Raw genomic sequence first — 24,901 nt, forward strand, 5'->3', positions numbered from 1 at the left:
GCCCGGCCCGACCCATCCGGCCTCTGACAGATCTGTGCGGCGTCCAACCCACGCAGAAGAAAAAAGAAGAGCAGAAGCAAAAGCAGCCCATCGGCCGCTTTTGCTGTTGGTGTTGCTGTTTGCTCTTTTTTTTTCTTCTCCGTGGGCTGGACGCCCGCGGAAACTGTCAGGAGCCGGGCGGGTTGGGTTCGCGGGGGTGTCCGCGGCATGGATGCCGCGGCCAAGCCTACAGGGACGTACTTGCGGCGTCCCCCGCGAACCCAACCTGCCTGGCCAAACCCATGACACGCTCTACGCGGCCAACCCACGAGGGGCTGCGCCGTTGGCCGGAACTCACACCAGCGCGCGCAGCACCAGCGCCAGGATCGCCGGCAGCGCCTGGATCATGAAGATCCGGCGGCTCACGCTGTACGCGCCATAGCACCCCGCCACGACCACGCAGGCCAGCGAGAACGTCACCAGCACCGGCTGTGCCATCACCAGCCCCGCCACGATGCCGGCCGCCAGGAAGCCGTTGTACAGCCCCTGGTTGGCCGCCAGCACCTGTGTGGTCTGCGCCTTCTCCGGCGTGTTGCGGAACGTTTTCAGCCCCAGTGGCCGCGTCCACAGGAACATCTCCAGCACCAGGAAGTAGACGTGCAGCAGGGCGACCAGCAGAGTCAGGGCGAGTGCGATCCAGTACATGGGCGGTTCCTTGAACAGGGATGGAGAATGGGGTCAGATCCCTTTCCTGCCGGAAAAGGATCCGACCCCGGAAAATCAGCGGTCGCGGGGCAGCTTCTTCTCTTCGCGCAGCACGCCGAACGCGGCCAGCGTCATGAACGCGGCCACCGCAACGCCTCCGATGAACACCACGTGCGAACCGAACAATGCCAGTCCCTTGTGCACCCAGGTGAAGCTCAGGTCGGCACCACGATAGACCACCGTGTCGATGGCCGCACCGGCCTTGTAGCGCCATTGCCGGTCGACACGGGTATAGATCGTCTCGCGTGCCGGCTTGGCCAGGGCGAACTCGCTGGCCCGGGTCATCACCTGCACCACCGCCACCATCAGCGGCATCGGCGACGCCGCCAGCACCGAGAAGCCGATCAGGATCGCGAAGCCGGGAATCAACAGCGCCGGAGCGATGCCGTGGCGCGACAGCAGCCAGCGGGTCAGGCCCAGCTGCATCAGCAGGGCCAGCGCGTTCACCGCCAGATCGATGCGCGAGAAAAATGCGGTGCTCGCCGCAGGGTCGGTGAACGACGCGCGCACGATGCTGGCCTGCTGGTTGTACAGCAGCGTTCCCACGCCGACGCCGAACACCACCATGATGGCCAGCCAGCGCAGCAGGGGCTCGCGCGCGATCAGCTTCAGGCCATCAAGCACGCTGCCGCCCATCGGCTGCTCGCCGGAGACCAGTTGCTGCTCGCGTTCACGCAGCACCGCCCAGTGCCGCAAGCGCCAGATGCACAGCAGGCACACGATCAGGAAGCCGGCCGAGACCAGCATCAGGTTGGCGATACCCACCCGCTGCACCAGCGCACTGGTGATGATCGGGCCGAGGAACGCGCCGAGCGTGCCGGCCGCGCCGATGTAGCCGTAGTACGCACGGGCCTGCACGTTGGAGAACACATCCGCCATGAAGCTCCAGAACACGGCGACGGCGAACAGGTTGAACACCATGACCCAGAAGAAGAAGGCCATGCCCCGCCCCGGCACGCCACTGTCGAACAGTGCGTAGAAGCCCAGCAGGGTCGCGATGAAGAAGCCATACACGGCCGGCAGGAATACCCGCCGCGGAAAGCGGCTGACCAGCCAGCCATAGACCGGCTGCAGCACCAGCATGATCACGAACACGCAGGAAAACAGGAACTGCAGGACGAAATCCTTCAGTGCGATGCCGTGGCTGGCGAACCAGGCGATCAGCATTGGCGGGAACACCGTCTCCAGGTCGGCCGAGGCCGCCATCGCCTCGCGTACCGGTCGCAGCACGTAGTAGCCGCTCAGCAGGCAGAAGAAGTAGAGGAACGACCACCACAGTGCCGGGGACTCGCGCAGCGCTGCCAGCAGCCCGCGCAACGGCCTCCCGTCCTGCACCGAACTCATGCGGCGCCCCACGCCAGCAGGCAGCGGTTGGACAGCGGCATGGCAGGCTCCGGGGGGGCGGCAAAGCGCGTACGTTAGCCAATGCACTGCAACATCGCCAGCGCGGCACGCAGGTGGCACCGCAGGGGACTCGCACGGGCAACCGCCGATACGTTCGGATTCACAATCCGGCAGCGTCAAAATTCCAACTTTTTCAACGAGATGCGCATTCATCTTCGCTTTGTTTGTGCACAGGCGAAAAGCGGCGCTAGAATCGCCATCAGCAGTCGCGCACGGGTCCAACCGATGAAAAAGAACAGCCTGCGTCGTCCGATCCGTTCGGCGGCCACCGGTTTGCTGGGCATGCTGATGCCCGTTGCCTTGTCCACCACCGCGCAGACCCCGCCGGCCTTGCCGCCGATGCCGGCCAACATCGAGACCGCGGCCGCGCCGGCCGTCGCTCATACCCAGCCGGCCGCTTACCGTACCGGCCTGATGCCGCAGGTGCAGGCACCCGCCCCCGGCTTCAACGTTGCCAACATCGAATCGATGGCGCAGCAGCTCACCTATGGCGAGCGCGTGCCGGGCATGGCGGTGGCGATCGTGCAGGGCGGACGCGTGCTGAGTGCGCGCGGTTACGGCGTCACCGACGTCAACAATCCGCTGCCGGTCGATGCCCATACCGTGTTCCGGCTGGCCTCGCTGTCCAAGGCCTTCGCGGGCACCATGGCCGGCCTGCTGGTCAATGACGGCACGCTGCGCTGGGACAGCAAGGTCACCGACTATGTGCCCGGCTTCCGCCTCAACTCGCCGGAAGCCACCGAGCGTCTGACCGTCGCCGACGTGCTCAGCCACCGCGTCGGCCTGCCCTACAACGCCTACGACCGTGACATCGAAGGCAACGCCGAGTACTACGCACTGACCCAGAAGCTGGCCAACACCAGCCTCAAGTGCCTGCCAGGCGACTGCTACGCCTACCAGAACGTGGCCTTCAGCCTGATCGGCGACGTCGTCTACGCCGCCTCCGGCAGCTTCTACGAGCAGGCGGTCGAGCGCCGCATCTTCAAGCCGCTGGGCATGAACGATGCCAGCCTCGGCCTGGCCGGCATCCAGGCCAGTTCGCGGTGGGCACGTCCGCATGTGCGCAGCCGTAATGGCTGGGTGTCGCTGACGCCGAAACCGACCTACTACCGGGTCGCGCCGGCGGCCGGCGTCAACGCCAGTGCCAGCGACATGGCACAGTGGCTGCTGGCCCACACCGGTCATCGCCCCGACGTGCTGCCGGCACCGCTGCTGGCCACCCTGCATTCGAGCCTGATCAACACGCCGGGCGAAATGCGGTCGGGCTGGCGCCGCGAGCGTCTGCATTCGGCCGGCTACGCGCTCGGCTGGCGCACCTTCGATTACGCCGGTCATGACGTGGTGTTCCACGCCGGCGCCGTGCAGGGCTACCGTGGCCTTGTCGCTCTGGTCCCGGAGCGTGATCTCGGCATCGCGATCATGTGGAACGGCGAAAGCGGCCTGCCCAGCGGCCTGCTGCCGACCGTGCTCGACTCCGCGCTTGGCCTTCCCTCGCAACGTTGGCTGGACGTGGATACCGACTTCGGCAGCGACAACCTGATGGCCGAGGGCGCAAGCCCGGCGCAGCAGGACAAGCGCAAGGGCAAGGGTGCATCCAGCAACCGCGCGGTCGCCTCGCCGCGCTGAACCGGCACTCCCTGGCATCACCGGAAGGGCGGCCCATCGGTCGCCCTTTTTTCTTGCGGGCTGCAGGCAGGGGATAAAAAAACCCCCTCCTCGCTGGGCAGCCGAGGAAGGGGTTTCAGGGTACGGCTATCGGGAAGTACTTAGATCAGCGGCGCCGGGGTTGCCGGCAGAGCGACCGGAGCGGCCTTCTTCTTGCGGGCGGCCGGCTTGCGCTTGGCGACCTTCTTCGCTGCCTTCTTCGGGGCAGCCTTCTTGGTCGCCTTCTTGGCCGCCTTCTTCGCAACCTTCTTTACGGCCTTCTTGGTCGCCTTCTTGGCGACCTTCTTGGCCGGCTTGCGGGCAGTGGTCTTCTTGGCGGCCTTCTTTGCAGTCTTCTTCGCTGCCTTCTTGGCGACCTTCTTCACTGCCTTCTTCGCGGTCTTCTTCGCCGGCTTCTTGGCTACCTTCTTTGCCGCCTTCTTCACTGCCTTCTTCGCAGTGGTCTTCTTGGCGACCTTCTTCGCAGCCTTCTTCACCGCCTTCTTGGCGGTCGCCTTCTTTGCGACCTTCTTCACTGCCTTCTTGGCAGCGGCCTTCTTAGCGACCTTCTTCACCGCCTTCTTGGCGGCGGGCTTTTTCTTCGCAGCTTTCTTGGTTGCCATGGGATGGCTCCTCGTCAGTGATAGGGAGTTGAAACGCCCAGGTGGATCAAACCCGCGGATGCTGCGTGCGGGGACCGCCGGCGCGTCAGGCGCGCCGTTACGGATGCGGCAATGCCTGCCTCGATCGGCGGAGCAGGCATCGGAACGGGAGTTTCCTTGCATTTCTCCGGGGGAAGCGGGGCCATGTCCACCGTCTTGGGGATCGCGGTGGCTTTCGAGGGGCTGCTTCGCATCGGACGATTGATTCTGCGCACTCGGTTGGGCAGGCAAGGTCTGCTGAGGCGAAACCTAATCACGCTTTTTTTTACTGTCAACAACCCCCGCGAAAAATTTTCACATTGGCGCCGTCCCGGACACCGCCTCCAGCGTCCTCGTTTCGCTTCCGCAGACACCGCTGGCGTGCACAACACGACCGCCACGCGCGCCACTGCGTGCGCGCGCGCTCAAGAAAAAACACTTGAAATAAGCACTCTGCGTAGATGCGTGCCATTCCTGCGCCACCTCGCGCGCGCACCCGGGCTACGTATCGCAGCGGCCTGCCGCGCCACCACAACGGGGCCGCAACGAGGCAGGAAAAGTTTTCACATTTGAACGCGCCGGCGCGGGGTGGAAACGCGGATTTGCGCAAAACTGCGCGCGTCCGAAGACACCCTTCCGAAGCGTCTGATGCCGCGTCGTGGGTGTGCAGCGAACCGGGCGTCATGAGTCCGGCGCGGTCGCCGGAACGAAAACGGCCACCCGAAGGTGGCCGTTCTCAAACCAGGAAACAACGACTCAGTGGTCGTCGTTCTCCAGGACTTCGGCGTAAGCGTCCGGGTCCAGCAGCTCGTTGATCTCTTCGGCGTTGGACAGTTCGACCACGAACATCCAGCCCTCGCCGTAGGCATCTTCGTTGATGGTTTCCGGCTTGTCGGACAGCGCCGAGTTGACCTCGACGACCTTGCCGCTGATCGGGCTGTAGACGTCCGAGGCCGCCTTCACCGACTCGACGACAGCGATCTGCTCGCCGGCCTTGGCGTCGGCGCCGACCTCCGGCAGTTCGACGTAGACCAGGTCACCCAGCAGGCCCTGGGCGTGGTCGGAAATACCGACGGTAACGCGGCCATTGCCTTCGACACGGGCCCACTCGTGGGACTTGAGGAACTTGAGGTCGCCGGGGATCTCGCTCATGGGACTGCTCCAGGATTTGCAGGGGGTGGAAAAAACGGGGCTAGTGTAACCAACCGGCCGCCACTGCTGTCAGTGACGTCCGGCACGTTCGGATCAGGCGTCGGCGAGCACGCCGGGCTGGGCCTGGCCTTCGCGCACGAAGGGGAACTTGACCACGCGCACCGGCACCTGCCGGCCACGGATATCGACCGTGACCTGGCCGAGGTCACCTGCCGGCACTCGGGCAAAGGCGATGCCCTTGGCCAGCGTCGGCGAGAAGGTGCCGGACAGGATTTCGCCCTGGCCGCCGGCCGTGGTGACTACCTGGCCGTGGCGCAGGACACCCTTCTCGTCCATCACCAGGCCGATCATCTGCCGCGCATTGCCGGCGGCCTTCTGCGCTTCCAGCACGTCGCGACCGATGAAGTCACGGCCTTCGTCCAGCGACACCGTCCAGGCCAGTGCGGCTTCGTACGGGCTGATGGCTTCGTCCATGTCCTGGCCGTACAGATTCATGCCGGCCTCCAGGCGCAGGGTGTCGCGGGCACCGAGGCCAGCCGGCTTCACGCCTGCAGACAGCAGGCGGTTCCAGAACCCGACCACGGCCTCCTGCGGCAGCAGGATCTCGAAACCGTCCTCACCGGTGTAACCGGTACGGGCAACGAACAGTTCGACGCCCTCATCGGACCGCACCTGCAGCGCGGCGAAGCGGCCGAGCTTGCCCAGCGCCTCGCGGTCGGCGGCGCCGACCAGACCAATGACGAGCTCGCGCGCCTGCGGCCCCTGCACGGCGAGGATGGCCAGGTCAGGGCGCTGTTCAACGGACACGTTGAACGGAGCGGCCTGCGTACGCAGCCAGGCCAGATCCTTCTCGCGGGTGGAGGCGTTGACCACCATGCGGAAGAAGTCCTCGCCCAGGTAATAGACGATGAGGTCATCGATGACGCCGCCTTCGGCATTGAGCATGCACGAGTACAGCGCCTTGCCCGGCACCTTCAGCTTGTCGATGGAATTGGCCAGCAGGCGGCGCAGGAACGGCTTGACCTGCTCGCCGCGCAGGTCCACCACGGTCATGTGGCTGACGTCGAACACGCCGGCCTCGCGACGCACCAGATGGTGCTCGTCCAGCTGCGAGCCGTAGTGGATGGGCATGTCCCAACCCCCGAAATCGACCATCTTGGCGCCGAGGGCGCGGTGGGTATCGTTGAGCAGCGTCTTCTGGGTCATGACCGTTCCGGCAGCAGAGGAAACAAGAACCCCCATTATCCCAGATCGATCGCCCACGGGCGTGCCGCACCGCAGCGGTTCGCGCACGTACCGCCCGCAGGCTCAGCTGGCCGCTTCAACCACCAGCGTGCTGCCCTGCACCGCGACCACCCGCACCCGTGCCCCGGCCGGCAGTTCCGGACCGCTGACCTGCCAGTACGCATCGTCGATGCTGACCCGACCCTGCCCGTCCGTGATGCCCTGCTGCAATGGCACCACCCGACCGATCAGCTGCTCGGCGCGGCGGTTCAGCAACGGCTTGTCGCTGGCGCGTGCCCGCGGCCTGCCCCAGCGCCGGTAGCACTGGATCGAAAGCACGCTCAGCACGACGAAGGCGACCACCTGCCACAGCAGCGGGATGCCGGCAAAGATCGCCACCAGCACGAACACCGCTGCAGCGCCGATGCCGATCCACAGCATGAACGCGCCGGGCAGCAGAGCCTCCGCAGCGAACAGGAGCAGGGCCAGCGCCCCCCAGGCGACGACGTCCCAGCGCATGTCAGCCTCCGATCGGCGGCGGTCGCTTGCCGGCCGCCTTGTTGTCCTGGCTGGCCAGTGCCTGCTTGGCCAGCTCGGCCACGCCGGCGATGGAGCCGATCACCCCACTGGCCTCCATCGGCATCAGCACCAGCTTCTGGTTCGGCGAGCTGGCCAGTTCCTTGAACGCTTCCACGTACTTCTGGGCGACGAAGTAGTTGATCGCCTGCACATCGCCCTCGGCGATCGCCGCCGACACCACCTTGGTCGCCATCGCTTCGGCTTCCGCCAGGCGCTCGCGTGCCTCCGCATCGCGGAACGCTGCCTCGCGCCGCCCTTCCGCCTCCAGCACGGTGGCCTGCTTCTCGCCATCGGCGCGCAGGATCTCCGACTGCCGCGAGCCTTCCGCCTCCAGGATCTGCGCACGCTTCTCGCGCTCGGCCTTCATCTGCCGCGCCATCGCGTCGAGCAGATCGCGGGGCGGCTGGATGTCGCGGATCTCGATGCGGTTCACCTTCACGCCCCACGGGTTGGTGGCATGGTCGACCACGCTGAGCAGCTGGGCATTGATCACCTCGCGCTGGCTCAGCGATTCGTCCAGGTCCATCGAGCCGATCACGGTACGGATGTTGGTCTGGACCAGAGCGATCATGGCCACTTCCAGGTTGGCCACCTCATAGGCGGCCTTGGCGGCGTCCAGCACCTGGAAGAACACCACCCCGTCGACGCGCACGGCGGCGTTGTCCTTGGTGATCACTTCCTGGCTGGGTACATCCAGCACTTGCTCCATCATGTTCACCTTGCGCCCCACGCCGTACACGATGGGGATCAGGAAGTGCAGGCCGGGGGTCATGGTGTGGGTGTAGCGGCCGAACCGCTCGACAGTCCATTCATATCCCTGCGGCACCATGCGCACGGCCTTGAACAGGATGACCACGGCCACGAAGGCCAGTACCACGGTAAAGAACATGGTCGGGAACATCAGGCTTTCCTTATCGGTAGACGTCCAACCCCGAGCATAGCGTGTGAATGCGGCGTGCACACGTTCTCACCACCGCACCCGCCCGCGCAGGATGTCGATGAACATCACCCAGTCGCCCAGGAACGAGTACAGCGGGTGGCGGAACGTGGCCGGGCGGTTCTTCTCGAAGAAGAAGTGCCCCACCCACGCGAACCCGTACCCACAGGCCAATGCCGTCAACAGCAGCAGCGGCTGGCCGCGCAGGATCGCCGCAGCGACCAGCAGCAGTACGCCGCAGCTGCCGATGAAGTGCAGGCGCCGCGACACCGGATGGCGGTGCTCGCTGAGATAGAACGGATAGAAGTCACGGAAGCTGGAGAAACGGGACATGTGCGCACTCCCAACGCCACGATCCGCCCCATCATGCCCCTTTCCGGCGGGCCTGGCACTGCCGGCGGTCAGCCCGGCTGGCGCGGCCCGAACATGATCACCGCCATGCCCGCCAGGCACAGTGCAGCACCCAGCAGATCCCAGCGGCTGGGCCGGACGCCATCGACCAGCCACAGCCAGAACAGCGCGGTGCCGATGTACACGCCACCGTAGGCGGCATAGACGCGGCCACTGGCGGTCGGATGCAGGGTCAGCAGCCAGGCGAACAGGGCCAGACTGGCCGCCGCCGGCAGCAGCAGCCAGACGCTGCCTCCTTTGCGCAGCCACAGCCACGGCAGGTAGCAGCCGACGATCTCGGCCAGCGCGGTCAGCAGGAACAGGCCGAGTGTCTTCATTCCTTCTCGGCGGCCTTGGCGTGCTGCCAGAGCGCTTCCTGCGCGTCCAGGTCCAGCGAGGCGAGGGATGTGCCCTGTGCCTCGGCCTGTGCCTCCATCGCCCGGAAGCGACGCTCGAACTTGTGGTTGGCACCGCGCAGCGCGGCGCCCAGGTCGATGTCGGCGTGGCGCGCCAGGTTGGCGCAGACGAACAACAGGTCGCCCAGTTCCTCCTGCAGCCGCGCCTTGTTGCCGGCGATGTCGCCGCGCTCGAACTCCTCGCGCAGTTCCTGCAGTTCCTCGGCTGCCTTGTCCAGGACCGGCAGCGGGCCCGGCCAGTCGAAGCCCACCTTGGCCGCGCGCGACTGCAGCTTCACCGCGCGTTGCCACTCCGGCAGGCCCCGCGAGATTCCAGCCAGGGCGGAATGGTCCTGTTCGCCCTTGGCTGCCCGCTCCGCGCGCTTGATCGCATCCCAGTTGCGCATGACCCCATCGGCATCATCGACGCTGACATCGGCGAAGACATGCGGATGGCGGCGCTGCATCTTGTCGCTGATCGCGCGGGCAACCTCTGCGAAAGCGAACGCCCCCTGCTCTTCGGCCATGCGAGCATGGAATACCACCTGCAGCAGCAGGTCGCCGAGCTCGTCGCAGAGATCATCGAGGTCGCCACGATCGATCGCATCGGCGACTTCGTAGGCTTCCTCGATGGTGTACGGGGCAATGGTCGCAAAGTCCTGCTCCAGGTCCCATGGGCAGCCGCCCTGCGGATCACGCAGGCGGGCCATGATCGCCAGCAGGCGTTCCAGTTCGGTGCTGGCGGCACTGCCGGCGGTGGGGGTGTCGTGCGCGCTCATGCGGCCTCCAGGTCAGTCGGACAACCAGTCGCGCCACGGCAGGCTGGTATCGCCAAGGGCGATGAAATCGCCGTTCAACAGCGTCTCGCGGCGGTTGTAGCGGAAGGGCTTGCCGGTCGCCGCCGAGAGGACCGCGCCGCCCGCCGCGTGCAGCACGCACTGGCCGGCGGCGGTATCCCATTCGGAGGTCGGGCCGAGCCGCGGGTACACATCCAGGCCCGCCTCGGCAATGCGGCAGAACTTCAGCGACGAGCCCTGGGCGATGGTCTCGATGCGGCCCATGCGCGCCAGCAGCGCTTCGGTTTCCGGCGAGCGGTGGGAGCGGCTTGCCGCCACCCGCAGCGGAGCGGTCGCCGGGCTGCGCGTGCGCAGCACGGTGTCGTGCAGTCCCTGCCGGCGGTACGCCAGTTCGCCGCGCATGGCGTGCCACAGAATGCCGGTGACCGGCGCCAGCACGACGCCAAACGCCGGGGCACCCTGGTAGATCAGGGCGATGTTGACGCTGAATTCGCCGTTGCGCTTGACGAACTCGCGGGTACCGTCAAGCGGATCGACCAGCCAGTAGGCGCCCCAATGGCGGCGCAGTTCCCAGGGCACCTGGGCCGACTCTTCAGACAGGATGGGCAGATCCGGGGTCAGTTGCCGCAGACCCTGCTCGATGACCTGGTTGGCGGCCAGGTCAGCGGCGGTCACCGGACTGTTGTCGTCCTTGATCCGCACGTCGAATCCTTCGGCGTAGACCTGCATGATGGCCTGGCCGGCTTCCTGCGCGATGGCGATCGCGGTCTCGCGCAGATCCGTGGTCAGCTTGATCATCGGGCTCCCTGCAGCCACTGGCGGGCGATGAACAACGCCGCCAGCGAACGGCCCTCGGAAAAGTCCTCGCGCAGCATCAACCGGTCCAGCTCGGACAGCTTCCAGGGCACCACCTCCAGCTCCTCGGGCTCGTCCCCGATCAGCTTTTCCGGATACAGGTCGCGCGCCACCACCAGCCACGACTGGTGGCTCATGTACGTCGGCGCCAGCGTCATGGCGCGCAGCACATCGACCCGATGCGCGCCATAGCCGGCCTCTTCCTTCAGTTCGCGATCGGCGGCCTGCTCGGGGGTCTCGCCGGCATCGATCCGGCCCTTGACCAGGCCAAGCTCGTAGCGATGTACCCCGGCGGCGTATTCACGCACCAGCAGCACCGTCTCGTCGTCGAGCATGGGCACCACCACCACCGCACCGTGGCCACGACTGACCAGACGCTCGAAGCGGCGGCGTTCACCATTGGAGAATTCCAGATCCAGATGCTGGCGCTGGAAGGGACCGTTCTCTTCATCGGTGATCCGATGGATGATCGGCAGGCGACGGCTGGCACGGTCATCGTTCATGCGGAATCTCCGCGGCGGCCGACGCGGGCGCCGGGGCCGATAGAATGTGCAGGCAGCAACATGTTCATGAGCCCGAAATGCTAGCAGACCCAACCCCCTCCCCGCTGGCCCTGCACTGGCGGCAACGCGACCTGCAGGTGCTGTGGCATCCGTGCACACAGATGCGCGAGCATCCCGACACCCTGCCGCTGGTGCCGATCGCGCGCGGCGAGGGTGCGTGGCTGATCGACCATGACGGCAACCGCTATCTGGATGCCGTCAGCAGCTGGTGGACGAATCTGTTCGGCCACGCCGAGCCCCGCATCGGCGGCGCCATCGCGGCCCAGGCCGGCCAGCTGGAACAGGTGATGCTGGCCGGCTTCAGCCATGAGCCGGCGATCACCCTGGCCGAACGCCTGCTGGCACTGGCCCCGCGGCAGGCCGGGCGCGATCCGCTGGCCAAGGTGTTCTACGCCGACAACGGCTCGGCCGGGGTGGAAGTGGCATTGAAAATGGCCTTCCATTACTTCCATAACCGCGGCGAGACCCGGCGTACGCGTTTCATCGCGCTGGAAAACGGCTACCACGGTGAAACGCTCGGTGCGCTGGCGCTGGGCGACATCCCACTGTACCGGCGGGTGTACGCGCCGTTGCTGGCCGAAGGGCTGTTCGCACCCTCGCCCGACGCCTACCTGGCCGAGCCAGGGCAGAGCGCCGCCGAGCGTGCGCGCCAGGCCGCCGATGGCCTGGCGACGCTGTTCGACCAGCACCCCGGTGAAGTATGCGCGGTGATCCTGGAACCCCGCCTGCAGTGCGCCGGGGGCATGCGCATGCATGATCCGGTGTACCTGCAGCGCGTGCGTGAGCTGTGCGACGCGCACGGTGCGTTCATGATCGCCGACGAGATCGCCACCGGCTTCGGTCGCACCGGCACGATGTTCGCCTGCGAACAGGCCGGGGTGATGCCGGACCTGATGTGCCTGTCCAAGGGCCTGACCGGCGGGTTCCTGCCGCTGGCCGCGGTCCTGGCCACGCAGGCCCTGTACGACGCCTTTCTCGACGACTCCCGCGAGCGTGCGTTCCTGCACTCGCACAGCTATACCGGCAATCCGCTGGCGTGCGCTGCGGCGCTGGCGACGCTGGACATCTTCGGCAGCGACGATGTTATCGCGCGCAACCGCGGCACCGCATCGGTGATGGGCACCCTCGCGGCACCGTTTGCCGACCACCCGCATGTGGCCGATGTGCGCCAGGCCGGCATGGTGGTGGCATTCGAACTGTCGCGCGGCGGCGACAAGCGCACGCCCTTCGACCCCGGACTGCGGCTCGGCCTGCACGCGTACAAGGCAGCACTGAAGCGCGGCGTGGTCCTTCGCCCGCTGGGCGATGTGCTGTACTGGATGCCACCGTACTGCGTGGACGACGAACAACTGGATCTGCTGGCGCATACCACGCTGGCTGCCATCGACGAGGCGATTGCATGCGCGTGACCCGCTGTCCCATCGACCTGCCGCTGCACAGCGGCCAGACCGTGACCCTGCCCGAGGAGACCGCCAACCACCTGGTGCGGGTGATGCGCCTGCGCGAAGGCGATGGCTGCGTCCTGTTCAACGGCGATGGCCATGACTACGCTGCGACGCTGACCGTGGTCGGCAAGCGCGAAGTGCAGGCACGCATCGACAGCGTGCAGGCCATCGACATCGAATCGCCGCTGGCCATCACCCTGATGCAGGGCATCGCGCGCGGCGAAAAGATGGACCTGATCCTGCAGAAGGCCACCGAACTCGGCGTCAGCAGCATCCTGCCGGTGAACGCGGAACGCACCGAGGTGAAGCTGGACGCGGCCCGCGCCGAAAAGCGCGTGGCGCACTGGAACAACGTCGTGCAGTCGGCCTGTGGCCAGTCCGGGCGCGCGCGCATTCCACGGGTGGGTGCGCCGCTGTCGCTGGCGCAGGCAACCGCTTCGCTGCCCGCCGATACGCTGCGGTTGACCCTGGACCCGATGGGTTCGCACCGGCTGTCGACATTGGCAGCGGCGCCCGCGGGCGGCATCGTGATCGCGATTGGCCCGGAGGGCGGCTGGTCGCCACGCGACCGCGAGCAGCTGGCTGCCGCCGGCTTCCAGGGCCTGCAGCTGGGCCCGCGCATCCTGCGCACGGAAACCGCCGGGCTGGCCGCGATCGCCGCGTTGCAGGCGCGGCTGGGTGATCTCGGTTAGGTCCACCGACAACCTGCACGCCAACGGCAGCGCCGGGCCATGCCCGGCGGCCTGTGTCCGGGGGGCGGCCTCAGGCCGCCAGTGAAGCCAGCGCGCTTTCCAGTGCGTCCAGATTCGGCAGCAGCGCGCTCTGCTCACCCAGCAGTACGCGCATGTGCACGATCTGCGGCAGGGTCTCCTCCGACGCATCGGCCAGCAGGCCATCGCGCGGCACCGAGATCAACTGCGGGAAGTTCTGGGTCAGCAACGCGTAATACGGCCGCTGCTGATCGCCGCTGAGCGCCTTCAGTACCACCACCTTGTTGTGGACACCGGCTGCCTCGTCCCCCAGCCCCGAAAGCCGTGCGAATGACACCAGCGGCACCTGCCAGCCATGCCAGGCGATCTCGCCGACCAGCCAGCGGGGGGCGTCGGCCACCGACTGCACCGGCACCCGCGACATCATTTCAGCCACCGTGGCATTGGGCAGCAGCACGCGTTCGTTGCCGGCCTGGATCAGGACACCACGGATTTCATCGTTGCTGGCGTAACTCATGGAGCCTCTCCGTTGTGGTCACCCTCGCCCCAGCGCGCGGCGATGATCTGCGCCAGTTCCTGCGGTTCGCCAGCGGCCATGCCGGCGGCCACCACGGCGGTGGCGGCGGCCGGGTCGTAGCATCCCTCCCCCACCTGTCCGGCCACCCACGCGCCGGCGGCAGCCAGGTCCAGCGCCGGCCCGACATGGCCCAGATCGGCACCGCTGAGCAGTACCAGTGCGGTGTACTGGGCCGGCAACGCGGCAATCGAGATGCCCTGCGCGTCGGTCAGGAAATGCAGACCGTCGCTGGCCGCGCGGACGCCGATGTCATCGGCCAGCACATGCACCTGCCCGGGGGTGGCGCGCTGGCCGGCTTCGGCCAGCTGCACCGGCAGCGGCGAGACACGCGCCATCTGCTTGACGAGATTGCCGTAGCGGCCCCCATCCAGGCGCATGTGCACCAGCACCGGCACCGCCAATGCCGAAGGCAGCGCGCCCAGCAGGCGACGCAACGCATCAGGGCCACCGATCCCGGCCAGCACCAGCAGCGCGCCCGCGCGTGCTCCGGGCGGGGCGGCCGCATCCAGGTCGACCAGGCTCAGGTGGTCGGTATCGAACGACGATGAGCGCGCCTCGACCTCCGCTGCGGCGTACGCCGGGGTGGCGGCATCGGCCGACTCGTCCACCAGCGACCACGCGGTGTGATCGAACGTCACCGACGGTGCCGCGGGGGGTTCTGTCCGTGCGACCGGCGCTTCCGGCGGTTCGGGCACGATCGGCTGCAGCGCGGCCAGAGCGTGTTCGAACGCGACCGGTTCATGCAGCTGCGCCGGCGGTGCGTACAGGCCATCGGCTGGCACGTCGTCGGCCCAGTGGTGTGCCTGTTGCAGGTGCGTCTGCAGCGCTGCCTCCTGCGGTGCAGGCGGCGGCGCAGGACGACCGGGCTCCAGCTGCAGGGCCGGTTCGTCCTCGGCGCCCGGCGGCAGCACCTGCTGGTGTCCATGCAGCTTGGCGGCCAGGTGACGCCCCCAGCGCTGCGCCTCCCAGCCGTTCCGGCGCGCGGCCAGCTCGGCTTCGTCGAACACCAGGGTCAGGCCGGGGGCCGACAGCACGGGCTCCAGGCGTTCCAGTGCGTCCTCGATCGCCGCTTCCAGTGCGATCACCACGAACTGCGGCCGCGCGTCATGCAGCGCCTGCGGTTCAAGGCCATTCGGGTCGTCTTCCAGCACGATCTGCACGTCGGCGTGCGCCAGTGCTTCGCGCAGGCGCTCACGCGCCGCGCCAGGCCGGGCCAGCAGGGCGACGGCCGGGTTGGCTTCACTCTCGGACACGGGCGATCCCCAGCAGGTCGTACACGTTACGCATCAGGTCCAGCTCCTGATAAGGCTTGCCCAGGTAGCGCTGGACGCCGATCTCGAAAGCGCGCTGCCGGTGCTTGTCGCCGCTGCGCGAGGTGATCATCACGATCGGAACGTCCCGGTAACGCGGGTCGGCGCGCATCGCGGTGGCCAGCTCGTAGCCGTCCATGCGCGGCATCTCGATATCCAGCAGCATCAGGTCGGGAACACGCTCCTCCAGCCGCTCCAGCGCTTCCACGCCATCGCGGGCGACGCTGACCTCGAAGTTGTGGCGCTCCAGGATGCGGCCGGTGACCTTGCGCATGGTCAGCGAGTCGTCGACCACCATCACCAGCGGCACCTGCCGTTCCTGACGCGGCGCGTTGACCAGCACCGGCGGCGTCGGGTTGGCCAGGTAACGACGCACCAGCGGCGCCACGTCCAGGATCACCACCACACGGCCATCGCCGGTGATGGTGGCACCGTAGATGCCCGGTACCGACGCGATCTGCAGGCCGACCGGCTTGACCACGATTTCGCGGTTGCCCAGCACCTGGTCGATCGCCACGGCAGCTCGCAGGTCGCCGGCGCGGACCAGCAGCAGCGGCACCTGCGCCTGGCCCTCGGCACGTGCCGGTGCCTGGCCGACCAGGCTGCCCAGGTCGTACAGCGGATAGTCTTCGCCGCTGTAGCGATAGCTGCTGTCGGCGGCCTCGAAGCGCTCGCGCGAGAGGCGGCCGATACCGCTGACCGAAGCCACCGGCACGGCAAAGGTGGTTTCGCCGATCTGCACGAACACGGCCTGGGTAACGGCCAGCGTCTGCGGCAGGCGCAGGGTGAAACGCACGCCCTGGCCACGCACCGACTGGATATCGACCGAACCACCCAGCTGGCGCACTTCATTGCGCACCACGTCCATGCCCACGCCGCGGCCTGCCAGCTGGCTGACCTGGTCGGCGGTGGAGAAGCCCGATGCGAAGATCAGGTTGTCCAGTTCGTGATCGGCAGGCTGCGCGTCGGCGGCCAGCAGGCCACGGTCGATCGCGCGGCGACGGATCGCCTCCCGATCCAGGCCGGCGCCGTCATCGGCCACGTCCAGCACGATTTCCGAGCCTTCGCGATGCAGGCGGATGGCAATCTCGCCCTCTTCCGGCTTGCCGGCGGCACGGCGCTGCTCCGGCGCCTCCAGGCCATGGGCCACCGAGTTGCGCAGCATGTGTTCCAGCGGCGCGACCATGCGGTCGAGGACGTTGCGGTCCAGTTCGCCATGGGTGCCTTCCAGGGTCAGGTGGACCTGCTTGCCGGTGTCGATGCCGGCTTGGCGCACCACGCGGCGCAGACGCGGCACCAGGCCGTCGAACGGCACCATCCGTGCACGCATCAGGCCATCCTGCAGTTCCGAACTGACGCGCGACTGCTGCTGCAGCAGGGCATCGTACTGCCGCGAGAGATCGTCCAGCACGCCCTGCAGGCCGCCCAGGTCGGCGGCGGACTCGTTCAGCGCACGGCTGAGCTGCTGCAGGGTGGAGAAGCGGTCCAGTTCCAGCGGATCGAACTTCTGATCGGCCTGGTCCTGCTCACGCTGGTAGCGGGCAACGATCTGCGCTTCGGTCTCCAGGTCGAGGCGACGCAGCTGGTCGCGCAGACGCGCGTTGGTACGTTCGAGCTCGCCCATCGCGCCGCGGAAGGCACCGAGCTGCTGCTCCAGGCGCGACCGGTAGATCGCCACCTCACCTGCGTGATTGACCAGCCGGTCGAGCAGATCTGCGCGGACGCGCACCTGCTCCTGCTGGGGACGTGCCAGCGGATCGTCCTCGACCGTGCTTTCGACCGGCAACGGCGCGGACAGCGGTGCATCGACCAGGGCAACGGTCGCGGGTACGATGGTGGTTTCAGTCTCCACCGGGCCAGCCGTGCCGACGGCGGCAGCCGCTGCCGGATCGGTGGCGGTACGTGCCTCGAAAGCATCGACCAGGTCCTGCGCCGGTTCCACCACACGATGCTCGCCGGTACGGGTCAGCAACTGGTGCAGGCGATCGAAACCGCGCTCGAGCAGCTGGACGTCGCGGCGCTCGATCTCGGTGCGCCCCGCCGCGACCACCTCCAGCAGCGATTCGATGCTGTGGCCGAGGTCGCCGATGGCGTTGATGCCGGCCATGCGTGCGCCGCCCTTCAGCGTATGCAGGTCACGCTGCAGGCCGGCAAGCACTTCGCGGTCCTGCGGCGCATCGCGCAGCTCGCTGATCAGGCCATCGCAGTGATCAAGCAGGTCCTTGCCTTCTTCGACGAAGATGTCGACCAGCTCGCGGTCATACACGGTGAAGTCAAGCAGATCGGCAGGCTCCTCGCCCACCCTGCCTTCCGGTTCCGGTTCCGGCATCGGCTCGATCGGCTGGTGCGCCGGCACGTCATCTTCGGCAACCGGACCATCGACCGGCGTGGAACCGTCCGGTCCGGCAGCGCCGCTGCCCTGGCCCGGCGCGTCTTCCATCTCGAAGAACGGTGACGGCGGCGCGGCTGCCGGCTGCGGATCGACCGCAGGCTCTGCAAGGGATTCCCCGGCATTCACCGTCGCCGGGGACGGCGGGTCGGCGCTCTCTCCTTCACCGACCGCCGTCTCCCCGCCGACGTCCGCATCCTCGGCGAAGGCCTCTGCCTCGCCCGGCGCGAGTTCGCTGGCCTGCAGGCCGAGCACGGACCACTGCCCGTCGTCGGCCGGAGTCTGCTCTTCGTCGATCACATGCAGGCCGGCTTCGAGCGCAGCTTCCAATGTGACCGGTTCCGCAAAACCCGGCGCAGCCATGTCATCCTGCAGGCTCGACAGCGTGCTGTCGAGTGGCAGTGCAGCAGCGTCATCACTCGCATCGAACCCTTCCACGTCATCCCATGACGTATTCAGGTCGATCGTTTCTGTGAACGCGGCGGCGTCCGCCGCCTCATCCGCATCACGGTCGTCGACCGGCAGCGCGCTGGCGTCCAGGTACGGCGACAGGTCGTCCGCGCCTGTCAGCGCAGCGTCTTCGGCCAGCGCGGGGAGCGCATCGGCGACCACCGGCGACACGACCGCTGCGGATTCATCGGCAGCGGCAGCGACCGGTGGCAGCGTGGCCGCCGCCTCCTGCCCGGTAGCTCCCAGCGACGGCCAACCGGCGTCGAAGTAGCGCGAAAGGTCATCACTGGCCGTGAGCTCGGCCACGTCCAGGCCGTCCTTCGCCGGATCGGCTGTGGCCACGCCATCGGTGTCAGCAGGTGCACTGTCGATCCCGGCGTTGATTTCGGCGTCGATGTCGCTCTGCGCATCGGCAGGAAGCTGCGCGTCCACCTCGTGCGCAGGCTCTCCATCGGTCGCGAGCGCCTCTTCGTCATCCAGCCCCACCAGCGGCCAGCGCGCTTCCGGCAGTTCGCCGGCCAGGGCCTGCAGGCGCTGTACCAGCGCAGGCTGAGGCGCAATGCGCGGCTGCTCCGCCTGCAATGCTTCCATGGTCGCGGTAATGGCCTGCGCGGTCGCATCGAGCGCAGCAACACCGTCGTCGCCCGGCACCACATCGGCGGCCAGGGCCCGCTTGATATAGGATTCGGCGCCGCCCGTGACCGCCGTGATCTCCGGCACCTCGGTCATCGCGAAGGCCCCATTCATGGTGTGCACGGCGCGCAGCAGCGCATCGCTCACCGGCTGTGGTGCCTGCTGCGCCGAGCGCAGCCACGCCTGCAGGGTTGCCTGGTGGACCTCCACCTCGGCTTCGAGGATCTCGCGCAGCACGCTGTCGATATTGGCCGGAGTCCCCTCGACCGCGGTCGCGTTCCCGGCGTCGGCTGTCGTCGTCGCTTCCGCTTCGAGAATGCGGCTGATCTCGTCCTCGCCCTCTTCCGCCGCCGGCGCCACCGGTGCGGGCGCCGCAGCCGGCAGCGGCACGTAGAACGTCTCTTCGCCGGCACCCACGCGATCGGCGACGGCCTGCATCGCCTGCAGATCGACACTGATGCGCTGGCCATGACGCAGTGCGTCGCTCAGCTGCGGCAAGGCGGCATGCGCGTGATCAACCATCGCCAGCACGGCCGGCGTGGCCGGACGGCTGCCGTCAAGCACACGGTTGAGCATGCCTTCGATCTTCCACGCGAACTCGCCAAGCGTCCGCGCACCGACCAAGCGGCCGCTGCCCTTGAGGGTGTGGAAGATGCGGCGGATCGGCCGCAGCCGGTCCAGATTGTCCGGCTGCGCGTGCCATGCCGGCAGCAGCGTTCCGAGGTTGGCACGCTCGTCGTCGAACTCTTCCAGGAACACCTCGCGGATGTCCTCGTCGATGTTCTCCGCATCATCGTCGAAGCCGGCATCGAAGCCCGCTTCGGACGCAGCCGTGATCGCGACCGGCGCGTCGGCGGCCGATGGCATCGCCCGCGGGTTGAAGTCCTCCGCGGCGGCGCTCAGTTCAGCGAAGAACCGGGCATCGGCCTCGCTGAAATCGATCGGTGCGATGGTGTCGATCTCGATCAGGGCCACCGCCGGTGCTGCATCTGCGGCAGGCGACGCGTCCGCGGCGAGGGTGACCGGATCCGTTGGCTCCGCATCAACGCTGTCCAGCACCGGATGCAGGTCTGCGTCGTCTTCCAGCACCAGCGTTTCCATCGCATGCAAGGACAGCACGTCGTCGGCGTTGTCCAGTGCACCGGCGTCGAAACGGAATACGACCTCATCAGCCGCCACGTCCGCGGCGCCATGCTCGGCGGCCACCGGATCGAATACCGGCGCCGACGTGATGTCCGGTGTACCGGATCCGGACGCGAACGCCACCGTGTTGTCGCCGGAGACCGACAGTGCATCCGCCATGTCGTCCACCTGGGACAGCGTCCACTGCGGCACCTCGGCCGGTACCGGATCGATCGTTTCGTCGCTGGCCAAGGCCGGCGCATGTGCATCGTCCGCGTGCCCGGCACCGACCTCCACAGCGGCCAGGTCCCATTGCGGCACGGCCGGGGCCGGTGCGCTGGACGCGGCGAACACCAGCGAGCCAACGGCATCGGGCGTCGTCCCGGGTACCGCGACCGGTACCGACAACCCACCGAACATCAGCCCGTTGTCGGTCACTGGCGGTGCCAGCGGCGGATCGAAGACGAAGTCCGGCAGGGCGGCAGCCACACTGCCGGCGGCGGGCGCGGCCGTGCTCACATCGATGTCGACGTGGCCGGGCTGCAATGGCATCACCTGCAGGTCTACCGCCTCGCGCTCGACCGCCTGCACGCCCTGCGGCGCCTCGTCGATCGCGGCGCGCTCCGGCAGCGGCCAGTAGCGCAGCGCTTCCAGGCTGCTGCGGGTGATCTCCAGAATGTCCTCACGGCCCGGACGACGATCACGCAGGGCTTCGAGGTAGTACTCCAGGCTGGCCATGGCGTCGGCGAGCGTATCCAGCTGGCGCCCGCTGGGCACACGCCGGCGACCGATCAGCTCGGCGTCGATGTACTGCTGGACGCCGCGCAGGTAGTCGGCGGCAGTCCCCAGGTCGAGCATCCGCAGTGCACCGGCGACGTCGCCGAGCAGGCGCGGCACGTCCTGCAGTTCCGCGTGGTTCCAGCTGGTTTCGATGAACGCGACAAAGTGCTCGCGGGCCGCAGCGAAATTGGCGATGGCCTCGTGTGCCAGCACCTCGACGGTACGGCGGTTTTCCACGGCGGCAGGGTCATCCTCGCCGCTGCCATCCGCACCCAGATGGGCAACCTGGTCATCCAGCGACGCATCGACGTAGAGCAGCGCGCCGGCGATGTCCAGCAACAGGTTCTCGTCGATCTGCTGGCGGCCCTCGACCACGCCGCGCAGCGCGTCGCGCTGCTGCACGACCACGCCGCGGGCCACGCCCAGGCCCATCATGCCCAGCGTATCGGCCACGGCCCCCAGTTCGTCGGCCTGCGTCTGCAGCTGTTCTGCTGCACCGCCGGTGCGCAGATGCAGGTCCAGCGCATCCTTGATGCGCAGCAGCTCTTCCTTCACCGCGCTGCCGACCGTATCGAGCAGTTCGCGGTTGCGCCCGCTCAGGCTGCCGCGAGCATGGTCGAGCTCGGCTTCGGTGGCGGTGACGCTGTCGGGAGCGAACGCGAACAGGACACTCTCGTTGATGCCGGCCGCACCGCGCGCGGCGCGGATGTCATTGAGCAGCGGCAGCAGCACGATCGGAATGTCGCGGTGGCCGTTCTGCAGGCGCTCCAGATAGTCGGGCAGCAGCACGCTGCCGCGCATCAGCGTGGCGCAGGCCTCGTCGCGATCAGACGCCTGGCCGCTGCCGATCGCATTGGCGAGCTGCTCCAGCTCCTCGGCCACCATTGCCGGGGCGTACAGTTCGACCATGCGCAGGGTGCCCTGCACCTGGTGCAGGTGGCCGGCGCAGATACGCATGCGGCTGGCATCGGACGGATCCTCGGCGTAGTACTCGACCTCGTTGCGCACCTGGCGCAGGGTCTCGTCCAGCTCGGGCTTGACCCAACCCAGCGCTGCGTGGCTCATCGCATCGCGCAGAGTGCTCATTGACAGGCTCCGGTCGCCGCCGCGCGAAGGCCGCGCTGGATCTGGCGTGGGGAATGGAAATGCTTCATCGACGGGTTCCTTGCTCTTCGCCCTGCCCGCGTCACGCCGGCAGCTTGAAGTCGGCGACCGAACGACGCAGGTCGGCAGCCAGCTGCGCGAGGTGGCCGATCGACTCCGCGGTCTGTCCGGCACCCTGTGAGGTCTGGCCGGTGATCTGGCGGATCACGCCCATCGTGCGGGTGATGTCCGACGCGGCTGCGGACTGCTGCTGGGCCGCGATGGAGATGTTCTTGATGAGGGTGTTCAGTGCATTGGACACGCGCTCGATCTCGGTCAGTGCCGTACCGGCGTCTTCGGCCAGACGTGCACCGGACACCACTTCGGCGGTGGTCTGTTCCATCGAGGTGACGGCCTCGTTGGTGTCGGCCTGGATGGCCTGCACCAGGTTCTCGATACGGCGCGTGGCGCCCGATGTGCGCTCTGCCAGGCGCTGCACTTCGTCGGCCACGACCGCGAAGCCGCGGCCCGCTTCGCCCGCCGACGCGGCCTGCACCGCTGCATTCAATGCCAGGATGTTGGTCTGTTCGGAAATGTCGTTGATCAGTTCCACGATCGAGCCGATCTCCTGCGACGACTCACCCAGGCGCTTGATGCGCTTGGAAGTTTCCTGGATCTGGTCGCGGATCTGGTCCATGCCCTGGATGGTCTCGCGGACCACGCCGGCACCCTCGGCGGCAATCACCACCGAGCGCTGTGCCACGTCGGCCGATTCGGCCGAGTTGCGCGAAACCTGCTCGATGCTCGCTGCGATTTCGCCGATGCGGTCCGAGGCCGAGGTGATCTGGTTGGCCTGGTGGCCGGCTGCTTCTGCCAGCTGCATGGCCGTCGCCTGGGTTTCCTGGGTGGACAGCGCGACCTTGGCCGAGGTGTCGTTGATGGTCGTCACCAGGTGGCGCAGCTCGTCGACGGCGTAGTTGATCGCGTCGGCGATGGCGCCAGTCATGTCCTCGGTCACCGACGCCTTGACGGTCAGGTCGCCCTCGCCCAGCGAGGAGATTTCGTCCAGCAGGCGCATGATCGCCTGCTGGTTGCGGCTGTTGAACTCCACCTGGGTCTGGTAGCGCAGCTCCTGCTCACGCGAGCGGCTGCGCACGTTGGTGGAGACGAAACCGATGATCGCGATCAGCGACAGCGCACCGGACGCTACACCGATCCAGAAGTTCGGGAACAGGCGGGTATCGGACACCGAGCCGAACGAAGAGAAGGCTTCGAACAGCTTGCGGCTGTCATCCAGCATGTGCGCCGAGCCCTGGCCCAGCGCGGTAGCCGCCGACTGCGCGGCGAACAGCTGGCGCGAGCTGGCCAGGATCGCATCGGCATCGGCCTTCATCGCCTGCCACTGGGTGTGCGACTGCTCCAGCGCGGCCACGGCGGCCGGGCCACGCACTGCGGTGATGCCCAGTTCCTCGTTGCCGTTGCGCAGGCCGTCGAGCACCTGCGAGAACACGGTGATGTCACGCGCCAGTGCGTCGCCCGCGGCGGCCGCCGAAGAGCCGCCCGCACGCATTTCGGTGACCCGTCGGGCCATCGAGCCGGCCACCACGACCTGCTGCAGCGCGCTGTATACCTGCGCGGCCGGTGCACCCGAAGCCGACATCGCGCGCACCACCTCGTTCAGCTGCGCCTGCAGCCCCGGCACCGCGCCAGTGAAGTTGTTGGCATTGCCGGCCAGGGCCAGCACCGCCGGCTCGCTGGCGACCAGCTGCCCGGCCTGCTTGCCCAGCGGCGCCCAGGTTTCACCCAGCGTCGAGATCGCCCGCGACACGCCCGGTTCCTTGCCGTAGCGCCCCTGCAGCGTCGAGACATTCTGTTCGATCGCGTTGCGGGTGGCCTTGAAGGCAGTGAACGCCTGGGCATTGCCGCCCACCGCGTCACGCCCCTGGTTGGCCAGCTGCTGCGACAGCACCTGCAGGTCCGCGGCCTTGGAACCGGCATCGGCCAGGCGGCTGCCCTGCCAGGTCGCCACGCCGGTATTGACGCCGAACAGGATCATCGATGCCAGCAGCAGGGCCAGCCAGAGGTTGCTGCCGCCCAGCCGAAGCTTGCCGGTCTTGGTGGCGTCCGAAGCAGTACTCATCGTTCAACCTCGATCTTCAGTGCAGGGGGCGATGCCCGGCCTCAGGCCGCGGCTTGCCGGAATTCAGGAGTGCGCGACAGCAGCGAGAGCGAGAACACGCCCCAGTCCTGGCCGTCAGCATGGAAACCGCGCTCGACGAAGTGCCCGTAACGACCCTCGGCCAGGCTGCCGGCCTCGATCTGCTGGTCGGCTTCGAAGCTGCGCTGGCCGAACAGTTCGTCGATGGTCAGTGCGACGTCACCGCCGGCCTGGCGCATGATCAGCACGCGCTGCCCTTCCTGCTGCACGGTGCGTGTGCCTTCCAGGAAGTACTTCAGGTCGACCACCGGGAACAGGTTGCCGCGCAGGTTGCCCACGCCCAGCAGCCAGGGCTGCGCGCAGGGCACGGGCGTGACCGGCGGCATCGGCACGATCTCCACCACTTCGCGGAAATCGGACACCAGCCGGCGCTGGCCGACGCGATAGCCGACGCCTCGCCACAGGTCCTGGACGAATTGCCGGCCCGGCAGCTGCACCGCATGGGCCAGGCTGCGCCGTTCGTAGGCTTCGAGAATGTCGAAAGGCGAGCGCATCAGGCCACCAGTTCGTTGATCCGCGCGATCAGTTCATCCTCGCGCGGCGGCTTGACGATGTAGTCGGCCGCACCCTGGCGCAGCCCCCACGCCTTGTCGGTCTCCATCGCCTTGGTACTGACGATGATGACCGGGATGTGCCGGGTCGCGGCGTCGCGGGCCATCGCCCGGGTGGCCTGGAAACCGCTCATGCCCGGCAGGACCACGTCCATCAGCACCAGCTGCGGCACCTGGTCGCGGACAAGCTGCAGGCCATCCTCGGCGTTGTCCGCTTCCAGCACCTCGTGGCCGGCACGGCGCAGCCACTGGGTGAACACCGCGCGGTCGGTCGGTGAATCCTCGATCAGGACGATACGAGCCATTGT

The 24,901-nt window shown here is 67.6% G+C and carries 20 protein-coding genes and 2 pseudogenes; 3 read left to right on the forward strand and 19 right to left on the reverse strand.

Translation table 11 applies throughout. The features are described 5' to 3' along the window. Positions 1-333: 333 nt before the first annotated feature. Both ACZK08_RS14895 and ACZK08_RS14900 read right to left on the reverse strand, forming a co-directional pair. The gene (locus ACZK08_RS14895) at positions 334-684 is read right to left on the reverse strand and encodes a DUF1304 domain-containing protein (protein ID WP_053520264.1); all 351 of its coding nucleotides are present in this window, start codon (positions 682-684) and stop codon (positions 334-336) included. A 75-nt stretch (positions 685-759) separates the two neighbouring features. Beyond that, positions 760-2,088, reverse strand: coding sequence for an NTP/NDP exchange transporter (locus ACZK08_RS14900; RefSeq protein WP_478452251.1), 1,329 nt, complete (start codon positions 2,086-2,088; stop codon positions 760-762). 285 nt (positions 2,089-2,373) lie between these two features. Here ACZK08_RS14900 and ACZK08_RS14905 point away from each other — a divergent pair, with 285 nt between their 5' ends. Continuing rightward, positions 2,374-3,774 (forward strand): serine hydrolase domain-containing protein, encoded by a 1,401-nt coding sequence (locus ACZK08_RS14905; protein ID WP_053520262.1) that lies wholly within the window; start codon positions 2,374-2,376, stop codon positions 3,772-3,774. 140 nt (positions 3,775-3,914) lie between these two features. Here the strand turns inward: ACZK08_RS14905 and ACZK08_RS14910 are convergent, their stop codons facing one another. The 10 genes from ACZK08_RS14910 to nudE all read right to left on the reverse strand — a co-directional run bounded on the left by ACZK08_RS14910 (position 3,915) and on the right by nudE (position 11,265). Then, complete coding sequence (locus ACZK08_RS14910; RefSeq protein WP_065174792.1) at positions 3,915-4,415, reverse strand: histone; 501 nt, start codon at positions 4,413-4,415, stop codon at positions 3,915-3,917. A gap of 774 nt (positions 4,416-5,189) precedes the next feature. Beyond that, positions 5,190-5,585 carry a glycine cleavage system protein GcvH gene (gcvH, locus tag ACZK08_RS14915; RefSeq protein WP_053520260.1) on the reverse strand — a complete coding sequence of 132 codons (396 nt, stop codon included), beginning with the start codon at positions 5,583-5,585 and terminating at the stop codon, positions 5,190-5,192. A 93-nt stretch (positions 5,586-5,678) separates the two neighbouring features. Further along, positions 5,679-6,791: a glycine cleavage system aminomethyltransferase GcvT gene (gcvT, locus tag ACZK08_RS14920; protein WP_053520259.1), complete on the reverse strand. Its 1,113-nt coding sequence runs from the start codon at positions 6,789-6,791 to the stop codon at positions 5,679-5,681. 102 nt (positions 6,792-6,893) lie between these two features. Continuing rightward, on the reverse strand, positions 6,894-7,328 hold the full coding sequence (locus tag ACZK08_RS14925) for an NfeD family protein (protein WP_065182617.1): 435 nt from the start codon (positions 7,326-7,328) through the stop codon (positions 6,894-6,896). 1 nt (position 7,329) lies between these two features. Beyond that, positions 7,330-8,289: an SPFH domain-containing protein gene (locus ACZK08_RS14930; protein ID WP_053520257.1), complete on the reverse strand. Its 960-nt coding sequence runs from the start codon at positions 8,287-8,289 to the stop codon at positions 7,330-7,332. A gap of 66 nt (positions 8,290-8,355) precedes the next feature. Then, positions 8,356-8,658: an Mpo1-like protein gene (locus tag ACZK08_RS14935; protein ID WP_065182616.1), complete on the reverse strand. Its 303-nt coding sequence runs from the start codon at positions 8,656-8,658 to the stop codon at positions 8,356-8,358. A 68-nt stretch (positions 8,659-8,726) separates the two neighbouring features. Next, on the reverse strand, positions 8,727-9,053 hold the full coding sequence (locus ACZK08_RS14940; RefSeq protein ID WP_065182615.1) for a YnfA family protein: 327 nt from the start codon (positions 9,051-9,053) through the stop codon (positions 8,727-8,729). Next, on the reverse strand, positions 9,050-9,889 hold the full coding sequence (gene mazG, locus ACZK08_RS14945) for a nucleoside triphosphate pyrophosphohydrolase (protein WP_053520254.1): 840 nt from the start codon (positions 9,887-9,889) through the stop codon (positions 9,050-9,052). Before mazG ends, ACZK08_RS14940 begins: the two co-directional genes overlap by 4 nt. Positions 9,890-9,901: 12 nt before the next feature. After that, positions 9,902-10,705 (reverse strand): 3'(2'),5'-bisphosphate nucleotidase CysQ, encoded by an 804-nt coding sequence (gene cysQ, locus ACZK08_RS14950; protein ID WP_053520253.1) that lies wholly within the window; start codon positions 10,703-10,705, stop codon positions 9,902-9,904. Beyond that, positions 10,702-11,265 (reverse strand): ADP compounds hydrolase NudE, encoded by a 564-nt coding sequence (nudE, locus tag ACZK08_RS14955; RefSeq protein ID WP_053520252.1) that lies wholly within the window; start codon positions 11,263-11,265, stop codon positions 10,702-10,704. Before nudE ends, cysQ begins: the two co-directional genes overlap by 4 nt. Before the next feature lie 77 nt (positions 11,266-11,342). Between nudE and bioA the strand changes: the two genes are divergently transcribed. Both bioA and ACZK08_RS14965 read left to right on the forward strand, forming a co-directional pair. Continuing rightward, entirely contained in the window at positions 11,343-12,734 is a 1,392-nt protein-coding gene (gene bioA, locus ACZK08_RS14960; RefSeq protein WP_065182614.1) for an adenosylmethionine--8-amino-7-oxononanoate transaminase, read from the forward strand. Further along, the gene (locus tag ACZK08_RS14965; protein ID WP_065174789.1) at positions 12,725-13,462 is read left to right on the forward strand and encodes a 16S rRNA (uracil(1498)-N(3))-methyltransferase; all 738 of its coding nucleotides are present in this window, start codon (positions 12,725-12,727) and stop codon (positions 13,460-13,462) included. Before bioA ends, ACZK08_RS14965 begins: the two co-directional genes overlap by 10 nt. 70 nt (positions 13,463-13,532) lie before the next feature. Here the strand turns inward: ACZK08_RS14965 and ACZK08_RS14970 are convergent, their stop codons facing one another. From ACZK08_RS14970 to ACZK08_RS15000, 7 genes and pseudogenes are all read right to left on the reverse strand, one after another. Beyond that, complete coding sequence (locus ACZK08_RS14970) at positions 13,533-13,997, reverse strand: chemotaxis protein CheW (RefSeq protein WP_065182613.1); 465 nt, start codon at positions 13,995-13,997, stop codon at positions 13,533-13,535. Then, positions 13,994-15,310, reverse strand: a complete 1,317-nt coding sequence (locus tag ACZK08_RS14975) for a chemotaxis protein CheB (protein WP_065182612.1) — start codon at positions 15,308-15,310, stop codon at positions 13,994-13,996. Before ACZK08_RS14975 ends, ACZK08_RS14970 begins: the two co-directional genes overlap by 4 nt. Continuing rightward, positions 15,297-21,374, reverse strand: a pseudogene (locus ACZK08_RS14980) (Hpt domain-containing protein); the annotation flags it as partial. The gene ACZK08_RS14975 and the pseudogene ACZK08_RS14980, both read right to left, overlap by 14 nt. A 180-nt stretch (positions 21,375-21,554) precedes the next feature. Beyond that, positions 21,555-21,827: pseudogene (locus tag ACZK08_RS14985) on the reverse strand (Hpt domain-containing protein); the annotation flags it as partial. 100 nt (positions 21,828-21,927) lie between these two features. Further along, entirely contained in the window at positions 21,928-23,964 is a 2,037-nt protein-coding gene (locus ACZK08_RS14990; protein WP_053518921.1) for a methyl-accepting chemotaxis protein, read from the reverse strand. 41 nt (positions 23,965-24,005) lie between these two features. Further along, positions 24,006-24,536, reverse strand: a complete 531-nt coding sequence (locus tag ACZK08_RS14995; protein ID WP_053518924.1) for a chemotaxis protein CheW — start codon at positions 24,534-24,536, stop codon at positions 24,006-24,008. After that, a complete protein-coding gene (locus ACZK08_RS15000) occupies positions 24,536-24,898 on the reverse strand; it encodes a response regulator (protein WP_053518925.1) in 363 nt (120 codons plus the stop codon). The genes ACZK08_RS14995 and ACZK08_RS15000 overlap by 1 nt, the downstream gene beginning before the upstream one ends. Between the last annotated feature and the right edge of the window lie 3 nt (positions 24,899-24,901).

This window comes from Stenotrophomonas sp. 112478_Sma (genome assembly GCF_056479905.1).